We start from the raw sequence: 13,107 nt of genomic DNA, 5'->3' as shown, positions 1-13,107 counted from the left end.
GCCGTGACCGGCCGGAGTCGGCGCCACCCGGGTGCCCGATGGCCGGCCGCGGCGGTGCAGTACCGTCGTCCCCGGTCCGACCACTCCTTTAACGACCCGTCCAGTGAGGCGGGGAAGGAGGCCTCATGGCCCGCGCTCCCGAGCCTGCCCGGAGTCCGTCTCCCGGCACCCTGCTCTCCTCCGCCGACGTCGCCCGCGTCGTCGACCGCATGGCGCACCAGCTCATCGAACGGGCCGCGACCGGCGATCCCGGGTCGCCCGACGGAGGGCTGTCCGACCTGGTCCTGGTCGGCATCCCCACCCGGGGCGCCCCGCTCGCCCGCCGGCTGGCCACCCGCATCGAGGCGTTCACCGGCAGCCCGGTCGACGTCGGCACCGCCGACATCACGCTCTACCGCGACGACCTCCGGCTCCGCGGCGTCCGCGCGCTGGAGCCCACGGTCCTGCCCGACGCCGGCATCGACGGCCGGCTGGTGGTGCTCGTCGACGACGTCCTCTTCTCCGGTCGGTCGGTCCGGGCGGCGCTCGACGCCCTGCGGGACCTGGGCCGCCCCCGCGCCGTCCAGCTGGCGGTGCTGGTCGACCGCGGGCACCGCGAGCTGCCGATCAAGGCGGACTTCGTCGGCAAGAACGTGCCGACGTCGCGCACCCAGCAGGTGAAGGTGCACCTCGCGGAGATCGACGGGGACGACGAGGTGCTCGTCACCGACGGCGGCACCGGGCGGGAGGCGCAGTGAGGCGGCACCTGCTGGAGGCGGCCGACCTCGACCGGGACGACGCGACGCTGGTCCTCGACACGGCGGCGCAGATCGACCAGGCGCTGGCCGGCCGCGAGGTCAAGAAGCTCCCGACGCTGCGCGGGCGCACGGTGGTCAACCTCTTCTACGAGGACTCCACCCGCACCCGGATCAGCTTCGAGCTGGCCGCCAAGCGGCTCTCCGCCGACGTCATCAACTTCTCCGCCAAGGGCAGCAGCGTCTCCAAGGGCGAGAGCCTCAAGGACACCGCGCTCACCCTCGAGGCGATGGGCAGCGACGCCGTGGTCGTCCGGCACGGCTCCTCGGGCGCCCCGCACCGGCTGGCGAACTGGGTCCGCGGCAGCGTCGTCAACGCCGGCGACGGCACCCACGAGCACCCGACGCAGGCGTTGCTGGACGCCTACACGATCCGGCAGCGGCTGGGCCGGCTCGAGGGCGTCCGCGTGACGATCGTCGGCGACGTGCTGCACAGCCGGGTGGCCCGCTCCAACGTCGGGCTGCTGCACACCCTCGGCGCGGAGGTCACCCTGGTCGCGCCGCCGACCCTGCTGCCGGTCGGGGTGGGCAGCTGGCCGGCTCAGGTCGGCTACGACCTGGACGCCGCCCTTCCCAAGAGCGACGTCGTCATGATGCTGCGCGTCCAGGCCGAGCGGATGAACGCCTCGTACTTCCCCAGCGCCCGGGAGTACAGCCGCCGCTACGGCCTCGACGGCCGGCGCATGGGCGCGCTGCCCGACGACGCCATCGTCATGCACCCCGGACCGATGAACCGCGGCATGGAGATCGCCGCCGACGTCGCCGACTCGGTCCGCTCCACGATCGTCGAGCAGGTCGCCAACGGCGTCTCGACCCGCATGGCCGTCCTGTACCTGCTGCTCGGAGGGTCGCCAGCATGACGAACTACCTGATCAAGGGCGCGAAGCCCTACGGCGGCGAGGCGGCCGACATCCTGATCAAGGACGGCCGGATCGCCGCGATCGGCGACTCGCTGTCGGCGACCGGCGCCGAGGTCGTCCAGGCCGACGGCCTGGTCGCGCTGCCCGGCCTGGTCGACCTGCACACCCACCTGCGCGAGCCGGGCCGCGAGGACGCCGAGACGGTGGAGACCGGCAGCCGCGCCGCGGCGCTCGGCGGGTTCACCGCCGTGCACGCGATGGCCAACACCGACCCGGTCGCCGACACCGCCGGCGTGGTCGAGCAGGTGTGGCGGCTGGGCCAGGAGGCCGGGCTGGTCGACGTCGTCCCGGTCGGCGCCGTCACCGTCGGGCTGAAGGGTGAGCGGCTGGCCGAGCTCGGCGCCATGGCCGACTCCGCCGCCCGGGTGCGCGTCTTCTCCGACGACGGGCACTGCGTCGCGGATCCCGCGCTGATGCGCCGGGCGCTGGAGTACGTGAAGGCCTTCGACGGCGTCGTCGCCCAGCACGCGGAGGAGCCGCGGCTCACCGCCGGCGCGCAGATGCACGAGGGCGACCGCTCCGCCCGGCTGGGGCTGACCGGCTGGCCGGCCGCCGCGGAGGAGGCGATCATCGCCCGCGACGTGCTGCTCGCCGAGCACGTCGGCGCCCGCCTGCACGTCTGCCACGTCTCGACCGCGGGATCGGTGGAGATCCTGCGCTGGGCGAAGTCCCGCGGCGTGCAGGTGACCGCCGAGGTGACCCCGCACCACCTGCTGCTCACCGACGCGTGTGCCGAGTCCTACGACCCGGTGTTCAAGGTGAACCCGCCGCTGCGCACCGACGCCGACGTCGATGCACTCCGGGCCGGCCTGGCCGACGGCACCATCGACGCGGTCGGCACCGACCACGCCCCCCACGCGGTGGAGGACAAGGAGAGCGAGTGGGCGCAGGCCCGGCCCGGGATGCTCGGGCTGGAGCAGGCGCTCTCGGTGATCATCGAGACGATGGTCGAGCCGGGCCGCCTCGACTGGGCCGGCGTCGCCGACCGGATGTCGGTCCGCCCTGCGGCCATCGGCCGGCTGGACGGTCACGGCCGGCCGCTGGCGCCGGGCGAGCCGGCCAACCTGCTGCTGCTGGACCCCGCGAGCCGGTCGACGGTCGACCCCGCCGCGCTGGCCAGCCGCAGCCGCAACAGCCCCTATGCCGGCCGGGAGCTCCCCGGCCGGGTGGTCGCGACGTTCCTGCGGGGAACGCCGACAGTTCTGGACGGAAAGGCAACACGGTGACAGAGGCACTGCTCGTCCTGGAGGACGGGCGCACGTTCCGGGGCGAGGCCTACGGGGCGATCGGGACGACGGTCGGCGAGGCGGTGTTCGCCACCGGGATGACCGGCTACCAGGAGACCCTGACCGACCCCAGCTACCACCGCCAGGTGGTCGTGATGACCGCCCCGCACATCGGCAACACCGGCGTGAACCGCCAGGACGACGAGAGCCGGCGGATGTGGGTGGCCGGGCTCGTCGTCCGCGATCCGGCCCGCCGCCCGGCCAATTGGCGGGCCACGGGCAGCCTGGACGACGAGCTGGTCGGGCAGGGCGTGGTCGGGATCAGCGGCATCGACACCCGCGCCCTGACCCGGCACCTGCGCGACCGGGGTGCCATGCGGGTCGGGATCAGCAGCGTGCTCACCGACCGGGACGCGCTGCTCGCGCAGGTGGTGGAGGCGCAGAGCATGACCGGCGCCGACCTGGCGCCGCAGGTGAGCACCGGTGAGGCCTACGTCGTCCCGGCGGTGGGGGAGAAGCGGTTCACCATCGCCGCGCTCGACCTCGGGATCAAGACCGCGACGCCCCGGCACCTGGCCGAGCTCGGCGTGGAGACCCACGTGCTGCCCTCGACGGCGACCGCCGACGAGCTGCTGGCGGCCGGCCCGGACGGGGTCTTCCTGTCCAACGGCCCCGGCGACCCGGCCGCCGCCGACTACGCGGTGGAGGCGGTGCGCGGGGTGCTCGACGCCCGCCGGCCGCTGTTCGGCATCTGCTTCGGCAACCAGATCCTCGGCCGGGCGCTGGGGCTGGGCACCTACAAGCTGCGCTTCGGGCACCGCGGGCTCAACCAGCCGGTGCTCGACCGGGTCAGCGGCACCGTCCGCGTGACCAGCCACAACCACGGCTTCGCCGTCGACGCCCCGCTGGACCGGCCCACCGACACCCCCTACGGGCAGGTCGAGGTCAGTCACGTCGGGCTCAACGACGACGTCGTCGAAGGCCTCCGCTGCCTGGAGGTCCCGGCGTTCAGCGTCCAGTTCCACCCGGAGTCCGCGGCCGGTCCGCACGACGCCGCGCCGCTGTTCCAGCGCTTCGTGGACCTCATGGAGTCCGCGCGCACCGGGGAGGCCTCCGCCGGGGGACCGGCGCTGCAGGTCCAGTCCAGCACGGGAGAGACGGCCTGATGCCCAAGCGCACCGATCTGAAGCACGTCATGGTCATCGGCTCCGGGCCGATCCTGATCGGGCAGGCGGCGGAGTTCGACTACTCCGGCACCCAGGCCTGCCGGGTCCTCCGCGCCGAGGGCCTGCGGGTCAGCCTGGTGAACAGCAACCCGGCGACGATCATGACCGACCCCGAGGTCGCCGACGCCACCTACATCGAGCCGCTGACGCCGGAGTTCGTGGAGAAGGTCATCGCCAAGGAGCGGCCGGACGCGCTGCTGGCCACCCTGGGCGGGCAGACGGCGCTCAACATCGCGATCGGGCTGTACGAGAACGGCGTCCTGGAGAAGTACGGCGTCCAGTTGATCGGCGCCGACGTCGAGGCGATCAACCGCGGCGAGGACCGGCAGCTGTTCAAGGACATCGTGCGGTCGATCGGCGCCGACGCGCCGCGGTCCACGGTCTGCGGCACCGTCGAGGAGGCGCTGGCCACCGCCGCCGACGTCGGCTACCCGGTGGTCATCCGGCCCAGCTTCACCATGGGCGGGCTGGGCTCCGGCATCGCCACCGACGAGCCGATGCTCCGCCGGATGGCCGCCCACGGCCTGGCCGACTCCCCGGTGCACACCGTCCTCATCGAGGAGTCGGTGCTGGGCTGGAAGGAGTACGAGCTGGAGCTGATGCGCGACCGCAGCGACAACGTGGTCGTCATCTGCTCGATCGAGAACATCGACGCGATGGGCGTGCACACCGGCGACTCGGTGACCGTGGCGCCGGCGATGACGCTGACCGATCGCGAGTACCAGCAGATGCGCGACGTCGGCATCGCCGTGCTGCGCGAGGTCGGCGTGGACACGGGTGGCTGCAACATCCAGTTCGCCGTCCACCCGGAGACCGGCCGGCTGGTCGTCATCGAGATGAACCCGCGGGTCTCCCGCTCCAGCGCGCTGGCGTCGAAGGCGACCGGCTTCCCGATCGCCAAGATCGCCGCCAAGCTCGCCATCGGGTACACCCTGGACGAGATCACCAACGACATCACCGGCGTCACCCCGGCGGCCTTCGAGCCGACGCTGGACTACGTCGTGGTGAAGATCCCGCGGTTCGCGTTCGAGAAGTTCCCCGGGGCCGATCCGCGGCTGACCACGACGATGAAGAGCGTCGGCGAGATCATGGCCATGGGCCGGAACTTCGCCGAGGCGCTGGGCAAGGCCATGCGCTCCACCGAGACCAAGGTCGCCGGCTTCTGGACGGGGCAGGCGGAGACCCGCTCGGCCGAGGAGCTGCTCGAGGCGCTGCGCACGCCGGTGGACGGCCGGCTGTACACCGCCGAGCAGGCCCTCGCCGCCGGTGCGACGGTCGAGGAGGTCGCGGCCGCCAGCGGTTTCGACCCGTGGTTCGTCGACCAGATCGTCCTGGTCCGCGAGGTCGGGGTCGCCGTCCGCGATGCGCCGTCGCTCACCCCGGAGCTGCTCCGGCGGGCCAAGCGGCACGGACTGAGCGACCGGCAGATCGCCGCGCTGCGGCCGGAGCTCGCCGGGGAGGACGGCGTCCGCATGCTGCGCTGGCGGCTGGGCGTGCGGCCGGTCTACAAGACCGTCGACACCTGCGCCGCGGAGTTCGCCGCCCGCACGCCGTACCACTACTCCTCCTACGACGAGGAGACCGAGGTGCAGCCGCGCGAGAAGCCGGCGGTGCTGATCCTCGGCTCCGGGCCCAACCGGATCGGCCAGGGCATCGAGTTCGACTACTCCTGCGTGCACGCCGTCATGGCGCTGCAGGACGCCGGTTACGAGGCGGTGATGGTCAACTGCAACCCCGAGACCGTCTCCACCGACTACGACACCGCCGATCGGTTGTACTTCGAGCCGCTGACCTTCGAGGACGTCCTCGAGGTGGTCGAGGCCGAGCGTGCGGCCGGCCCGGTGGCCGGGGTCATCTGCACCCTCGGCGGGCAGACCCCGCTGGGCCTGGCGCAGCGGCTCAAGGACGCCGGGGTGCCGGTGCTGGGCACCTCGCCGGAGGCGATCGACGACGCCGAGCACCGGGGGGCCTTCTCCCGGGTGCTGGCCGACACCGGCCTGCTCGCCCCGAAGCACGGCACGGCGACGACGTTCGCCGAGGCGCACCGGATCGCCACGGGGATCGGCTACCCGGTGCTGGTCCGGCCGTCCTACGTGCTCGGCGGCCGCGGCATGGAGATCGTCTACGACGACGCCACGCTCGAGGCCTACATCGCCAAGGCGACCGACGTCAGCGTCGACCACCCGGTGCTGGTCGACCGGTTCCTGGAGGACGCCGTCGAGATCGACGTCGACGCGCTCTACGACGGCACCGACCTCTACCTGGGCGGGGTCATGGAGCACATCGAGGAGGCCGGCATCCACTCCGGCGACTCGGCGTGCGCCCTGCCGCCGATCACGCTGGGGTCGGCGGACCTGCTGAAGATCCGGGCGGCCACCGAGAAGCTCGCCGCCCGGATCGGCGTCCGCGGGCTGATGAACGTCCAGTACGCGATCAAGGACGACATCCTCTACGTCATCGAGGCCAACCCGCGGGCCAGCCGGACGGTGCCCTTCGTCTCCAAGGCCACCGCGGTGCAGCTGGCCAAGGCCGCGGCGCGGATCGCGGTGGGGGAGACGATCGCCGACCTGCGCACCGCCGGGGTGCTGCCGCCGACCGGCGACGGCACCGACCTCCCCGACGACGCCCCCATCGCGGTCAAGGAGGCGGTGCTGCCGTTCCACCGCTTCCGCACCGTCGAGGGGCACGGCGTGGACACCGTGCTGTCGCCGGAGATGAAGTCCACCGGCGAGGTGATGGGCCTGGACGCCGAGTTCGGGACCGCGTTCGCGAAGTCGCAGGCCGCCGCGTACGGATCGCTGCCGACCGAGGGCACGGTGTTCGTCTCGCTGGCCAACCGGGACAAGCGCTCGGCGGTCTTCCCGATCAAGCGGCTGGCCGACCTCGGCTTCCGCCTGCTGGCCACGACCGGCACCGCGCAGGTGCTGCGGCGCCACGGGGTGGCCGCCGAGGTGGTCGGCAAGTTCAGCGAGGGCCCCGGCAACATCGTCGAGCGCATCCAGGCCGGCGAGGTCGACCTGGTGTTCAACACCCCGTTCGGCGCACCGGGCAACAGCGGACCGCGGCTGGACGGCTACGAGATCCGCACCGCCGCCGTGAGCGCCGGCATCCCGTGCATCACCACGGTGCAGGGCATGGCGGCCGCGGTGCAGGGCATCGAGGCGCTCCGCCAGGGCGGGATCGGCGTCCGGAGCCTGCAGGAGGTGCACGCGGCCCTGGCCGGCGGTACGCACGGTGGCCCCAGCACGTTCGCCGGGACGGGGGAGTGACCTCGGTGCCACCTGGCGCCGTGGCCCGGCTGCGGGACGACCTCGTCGCCCGCGGTCTGGTCGAGGGGCTGCCCGCGGCGTTCACAGCGGGAGTCACCCGCTTCGCCCGGCCGCCGCAGGCGGAGCTCGACGAGCTCTCCGCGGCCGCCGCCGGCCTGGCAGCGCGGCTCGCCGCCGGGGACGTCGGCGAGGCGGACGGGCCGCTGCTGACCCGCGTGCTGTTCTTCGCCGGCCAGGCGGACCTCCTGTCGGCGCACGGGCTGCCCACCCCGGCCTACGACGTGCTCGGCTCCTTCCGGGAGAACCTCGCCCGGCCGCTGGGCCCGCGGGCGGCCGAGCGCCCCTCCGCCGGGGGACGGCGGTGGCGGTTGCTCGGCCGGACGGTCGGCTTCCCGATCGGCGTCCCCGCGTGCGTGCTCAACGGCAGCGAGGCCTGGGTGCGGCACAACGTGGCCAACGGCTGGAACGTGCTCACGTACAAGACCGTCCGGGGCCGGGCCCACCCGCCCAACGAGCAGCCGAACTGGACCTTCGCCCCGCACCGGACGGCGAGCCTGGCCCCCGGCGAGGCCGCCGACGTCGTCTCCGACCCGTGGGACTGGGTGGCGCCCGGCTCGACGACGGTCAGCTCGGTCAACTCCTTCGGCGTCCCGTCCCCGGACCCCGAGGAGTGGATGGCCGACCTGTCGCGCGCGGTGGCCGCCGTGGGCGACGAGCAGTTGCTCCTGGTCAGCGTGATGGGGGAGGACCCCGAGGGCACCGGCCTGGCCGACGACTTCGCCCGCACCGCGCGGCTGGCCGAGGAGGCCGGCGCCCCGGTCGTCGAGCTCAACCTCTCCTGCCCGAACACCCTCGACCGGTCGTCGTCCGGCGTGAAGCCCCCGCTGTGCCTGGACCCCGACGCGACCGTCGCGGTGGTGGCGGCGGTGCGCCGGGCGCTGGACGACCGCACCGGCCTGGTGGCGAAGCTGTCCTGGCTGGACGAGCCGGCCCTGGCCGCGCTGGTGCCTCGGCTGGCGCCCCTGGTCGACGGCATCGCGGGCATCAACACGGTGCAGAGCCGGGTGCGTCGCAGCGACGGGCAGCCGACCTTCCCGGGCCGCGAGCTGGCCGGGCTCTCCGGCATCGCGGTGCGCGACCCGGCGCTGGACTTCACCCGGCGTCTGGTGGCGCTGCGAGAGGCCGGCGGCGTCCCCTTCGACGTCCTGGCGATGGGCGGGGTCACCGACCCCGGCTCGTTCGCGGCGCTGTTCGCCCTCGGCGCCGACGCGGTGCAGTCGGCCTCCGGCGCCTTCGCCGCCCCCTTCCTGGCGCGCGACTGCATCGCCGCGCTGGGGGACACCCTGCCGAGAGCCGTGGAGGCCCCGTGACCGCGCCCTTCGGGCAGCGCCTGGCCGAGACCGTCGCCGCACGTGGCCCGCTCTGCGTGGGGATCGACCCGCACGCGGAGCTGCTGCTCGACTGGGGCGTCGGCGACTCGCTCGACGGGCTCCGGCGCTTCACCGACACCGTCGTCGACGCGCTCGCCGGCCGCGTCGCCGTGCTCAAGCCGCAGATCGCCTTCTACGAGCGGTACGGCTCCCGCGGCCTCGCCGCGCTGGAGGAAGGCGTGGCCCGGGCCCGGGCGGCGGGGGCACTCGTGCTGCTGGACGCCAAGCGCGGCGACATCGGCTCGACGATGGCCGCCTACGCCGACTACCTGCGCAACGACCACCCGATGCAGGTGGACGCCATGACCGTGAGCCCGTACCTGGGCCCGGAGTCCCTGGCACCGGCGGTCGCCGCGGCCACGGCCTCCGGCGGCGGTCTGTTCGTCCTCGCCCGCACGTCCAACCCGGACGCGAGCACGCTGCAGCACGCCGTGGTGGGGGAGCGGTCGGTCGCCCAGGTCGTCGTCGACACGGTGCGCGGCTGGAACGAGGGGACACCGACCGGGTCGTTCGGGGTGGTGGTCGGCGCCACGCTGCGGGAGCTCGACGTCGACCTGACCGGGTTCGGCGGACCGGTCCTGGCACCCGGGCTCGGTGCGCAGGGCGGCACCGCGAGCGACCTGCGGCGGCTGTTCGGCGCGGGCGCGGCGGTGGTCCCGACCGTCTCGCGCGACGTCCTCGGCGCAGGCCCGGACGCGGCTGCGCTGCGGGCCGCGGCCGAGCGCTGGGCGGAGGCGCTGACGGCGTGACGGCTGCCCGTCGCGCCCCCGCGCGGGCGAGCTGGACGGCCGGGTGTGATCACCTCCCGTGCCCGTCGGCCTATCCTCGGCGACCGTGACGACGATCCCCACCAGCGTCGCGGACGCCGTCGCCCGTGCCGAGGACGTGGCGCGCACCGTCGCAGCGCCGCTCGTGGAGCGCACCGACTCCGGTGTCTGGCCGGCCGAGGCGGTGCGCGCCCTGCAGGCGGCGGGGCTCGGTGGGCTGACCGCGCCGCGTGCCGTCGGCGGCGCCGGGCTGGGCCTGCGGGGGGTGGCCGCGGTCTGCGAGGCGCTGGGCCGGGTGTGCGCCTCGACGGCGCTGTGCTTCGGGATGCACTCCGTGGCCACCGCGGTGCTGGCCGCCAAGCACACCGACCGGCAGCGGACGGCGTTCCTCGACGCGATCGTCGCCGGCGAGCACCTGACCACGCTGGCGCTCTCCGAGCCCGGGACGGGCGCGCAGTTCTGGCTGCCGCAGACCCGGATGACCCGCGACGGAGGCGAGCTGGTCGTCTCGGGCGAGAAATCGTTCGTGACCAACGGGTCGCAGGCCGACTCCTACGTGGTGAGCACCGTGGCCGCCGACCCGGGTGCACCGGTCGGGCAGTTCTCCTGCGTCCTGGTGCCGGCGGCGGCCGACGGGCTGGTATGGGGTCACGAGTGGACCGGCATCGGGATGCGGGGCAACTCCTCCCGGGGACTCCGCCTCGACGACGTCCGGCTCGGCCCGGACCACCTGCTCGGCACCGAGGGCGACCAGATCTGGTACGTCTTCGAGGTCGTGGCGCCGTACTTCCTGATGGCCATGGCCGGCACCTACCTGGGGGTGGCGCAGGCGTCCCTGGACGAGGCGACCGCCCACCTGTCCCGCCGGGCCCACGCGCACACCGGGCGGCGGCTGGCCGGTGATCCGGTGCTGCAGCACCGGCTGGGCGTGCTGTGGGCGCAGGTCGAGCGCACCCGCCGGCTGGTGCTGTGGGCGGCGGAGGAGGGCGACGCCGGCGGCCCCGCAGCACTGCCCGGTCTCACGTCGGCCAAGGCGGAGGTCGCCCGGTGCGTCGTCGAGGTGACGAACGAGGCCATGACCCTGGTCGGCGGCATCGGCTACCGCGACCGCTCACCGCTGGAACGGCACCTGCGCGACGCCCGGGCGGCGGACGTGATGAGCCCGACGACGGACATCCTGCGCACCTGGACCGGCCGGGCGGCCCTGGGGCTGCCGTTGCTGGGCGAGTGAGCGGCCCCGACGGCCAGGGGCGCTGGGTCCTCCTCGACCCGTCCACCGCCGAGCTGGCGCTGCTCCGGGCGCTCCCGGGCGCCGACCACATCTCCCCGGGGGAGCTGGAGACCCGGCTCCAGGACCCGGCGGAGCCGGTGGACCTGGTCGTCGTCGGGTCCCAGGCCCCGAGTCCGGTGGCGCTGGCCCAGCGGGTCCACCGGCTCGCCCCGGAGGCGGGTGTCGCCGTGCTCACCACCGACCCGGTCGCCGTGCGACGGCAGGCGTCCTACGCACCCGGGGTGCCCCTGGAGCTGCTGGTCGCGGAGCCCGACGCCCCCGACCTGATCGCCCGGCTCCGCGAGGTGCGCCGGACGACGGCCGACCGGCGCCGGCACCGGGCCGTGCTGGCCGCGGTCGTGCGGCGGGCCACCGGCGGCGACCACGTCGTCCCCCGCGGCACGACCGATGTCGGGGCACTGCTCGAGAACGCGCCGATCGCCGCGCTCGTCGTCGACCCCGGTGGCGCCCTGCTGGGCTGGAACCGCCGCGCGGAGGTGCTGTTCGACCTGGCCCGGACGCCGACCGGGCATCCGGTGGACGCCGTCCTCCCGGGTGCCACCGCCGTCATGGCGCCCGTCGTCGCACCCGATGGCCCGGACCGCGTGCCCGAGGCCGCGCCGGCGGCCGCCCACGTCCTCGTCGGCGGCCGGGTCGACGTCGAGCTGACGGCTGTGCGCAGCCGGACCGACGACGGGCGGCCGGTCGTGCTGCTGCTGGCCGTGGACGTGACCGCGCGGCGGGAGGCCGAGCGCGAGCGGGACCGGCTCGCCGGCCAGGTCGGCCTCCTCGCTCGGGTGTCGGAGTCCCTCGTGGGGTCGCTGGACGTCGACGAGTCGATCGCCCGGCTGGCCGGCGCGCTGGTGCCGGCCGTGGCCGACTGGGTGAGCATCCAGGTCCGCGGGGAGCGCGATCAGCTCGCCGCCCACGTCGCCCGGCACCGCGATCCGGCGCTGGCCCCGCTGGTACGCCGGCTCGAGCAGGCCGTCGCCCAACGGGGTGCCGGCAGCCGGGCCAGCCGCCGGGCATCCGCCGGGGAAGCGGTGCTGCTCCCGGTGCTCGACGAGGAGGCGCTGGCCGAGCAGGTGCCCGATCCCGAGCTCCGCGACCTGGCGGCGCGGCTCGGTACGGCCAGCGTCCTCGCCGTCCCCGTGCCGGGCCGGGAAGGCGTCCTGGGTTCGGTTCTGCTGGTGCGCGGCGCCGACGCCGAGGAGTTCGGCGAGCGTGACCTGCCCGTGGCCCGCGAGGTCGGCCGGCGGGCGGGCATCGCGCTGGACAACGCCCGGCTCTACACCGGCCAGCGGCACCTGGCCACCGAGCTGCAGAACAGCCTGCTGACCGACCCGCCGGCCCTCCCGTTCGCCGAGGTCGCCGTGCGCTACGTCGCGGCGGCGCGGGAGGCCCAGGTGGGCGGCGACTGGTACGACGCCTTCCGCCAGCGCGACGGCGACCTCACGGTCGTCATCGGCGACGTCGTCGGTCACGACATCCGGGCCGCGGCGGCGATGGGCCAGCTGCGCTCGCTGGTGCGCGGCATCGGCTACACCACCGCCGGCACGCCCGGGCAGGTCCTCAGCGTGGTCGACGAGGCCGTCGAGGGGCTGGAGCTGTCCACCCTCGCGACCGCGGTGCTCGCCGTGATCCGGCCCGTGCCGGGCGGTGCGCGGGTGCGGTGGTCGAACGCCGGCCACCCGCCGCCCGTACTCGTCCCGGTCGACGGCCCCCCGCGACTGCTGGAGTACCCGGCCCGGCGGCCCGACCTGCTGCTGGGGGTCGACCCGCGGGCGGCGCGGCACACCGCGGAGGTCCAGCTGCCCCGGGGCGCCACCCTGCTCCTCTACACCGACGGTCTCGTGGAGAGCCGCAGCCACACCCTGGACGACGGGCTGCGGTCGCTGCTGGCGGCGGTCGACCGGCACGCCGGCGACGAGCTGGACGACCTCTGCGACGCCGTCCTCGCCCGGATGGTGCCGCGCGGTGGTCAGGACGACGTGGCGATGGTCGCCGTCCGGCCCCGGTCCGAGGGTGGCGGGGCGCCGCCCGCGGGGGGCTGAGCCCGGCGGGCTCGACGGTCCGGCGTGTCGTGTCGTCGGCGTGTCGGTGGCGGCGTGCCGACCAGGCGCGTGACCCGGGCCGACGGAACGAGACCGTCCGCATGGGCGCACTGACCTGGTCCGATTACGCACGGTGATGCGATGCGTGGCT

Annotated in this window: 9 protein-coding genes; all 9 read left to right on the top strand. The window is 74.7% G+C overall.

Annotated features, from left to right (window positions below; all coding sequences use genetic code 11):
- Positions 1 to 125 precede the first annotated feature (125 nt).
- The 9 genes from pyrR (at position 126) to ACI79T_RS00305 (ending at position 12,956) form a co-directional block, all read left to right on the top strand.
- The gene (gene pyrR, locus ACI79T_RS00345; RefSeq protein ID WP_456608053.1) at positions 126 to 737 is read left to right on the top strand and encodes a bifunctional pyr operon transcriptional regulator/uracil phosphoribosyltransferase PyrR; all 612 of its coding nucleotides are present in this window, start codon (positions 126 to 128) and stop codon (positions 735 to 737) included.
- The gene (locus tag ACI79T_RS00340) at positions 734 to 1,654 is read left to right on the top strand and encodes an aspartate carbamoyltransferase catalytic subunit (protein WP_456608052.1); all 921 of its coding nucleotides are present in this window, start codon (positions 734 to 736) and stop codon (positions 1,652 to 1,654) included. Before pyrR ends, ACI79T_RS00340 begins: the two co-directional genes overlap by 4 nt.
- The gene (locus tag ACI79T_RS00335; RefSeq protein ID WP_456608051.1) at positions 1,651 to 2,940 is read left to right on the top strand and encodes a dihydroorotase; all 1,290 of its coding nucleotides are present in this window, start codon (positions 1,651 to 1,653) and stop codon (positions 2,938 to 2,940) included. The genes ACI79T_RS00340 and ACI79T_RS00335 overlap by 4 nt, the downstream gene beginning before the upstream one ends.
- Positions 2,937 to 4,106 (top strand): glutamine-hydrolyzing carbamoyl-phosphate synthase small subunit, encoded by a 1,170-nt coding sequence (carA, locus tag ACI79T_RS00330; protein ID WP_456608050.1) that lies wholly within the window; start codon positions 2,937 to 2,939, stop codon positions 4,104 to 4,106. Before ACI79T_RS00335 ends, carA begins: the two co-directional genes overlap by 4 nt.
- Positions 4,106 to 7,435: a carbamoyl-phosphate synthase large subunit gene (carB, locus tag ACI79T_RS00325; RefSeq protein WP_456608049.1), complete on the top strand. Its 3,330-nt coding sequence runs from the start codon at positions 4,106 to 4,108 to the stop codon at positions 7,433 to 7,435. Before carA ends, carB begins: the two co-directional genes overlap by 1 nt.
- A 5-nt stretch (positions 7,436 to 7,440) precedes the next feature.
- Positions 7,441 to 8,805, top strand: coding sequence for a dihydroorotate oxidase (locus tag ACI79T_RS00320; RefSeq protein WP_456608048.1), 1,365 nt, complete (start codon positions 7,441 to 7,443; stop codon positions 8,803 to 8,805).
- Positions 8,802 to 9,614, top strand: coding sequence for an orotidine-5'-phosphate decarboxylase (pyrF, locus tag ACI79T_RS00315; protein WP_456608047.1), 813 nt, complete (start codon positions 8,802 to 8,804; stop codon positions 9,612 to 9,614). The genes ACI79T_RS00320 and pyrF overlap by 4 nt, the downstream gene beginning before the upstream one ends.
- Before the next feature lie 85 nt (positions 9,615 to 9,699).
- Entirely contained in the window at positions 9,700 to 10,863 is a 1,164-nt protein-coding gene (locus ACI79T_RS00310; protein WP_456608046.1) for an acyl-CoA dehydrogenase family protein, read from the top strand.
- A complete protein-coding gene (locus ACI79T_RS00305) occupies positions 10,860 to 12,956 on the top strand; it encodes a SpoIIE family protein phosphatase (protein WP_456608045.1) in 2,097 nt (698 codons plus the stop codon). Before ACI79T_RS00310 ends, ACI79T_RS00305 begins: the two co-directional genes overlap by 4 nt.
- Positions 12,957 to 13,107: the final 151 nt, after the last annotated feature.

The organism is Blastococcus sp. SYSU DS0619 (assembly GCF_054051035.1).
This window is presented reverse-complemented; position numbering and strand designations above follow the sequence as displayed.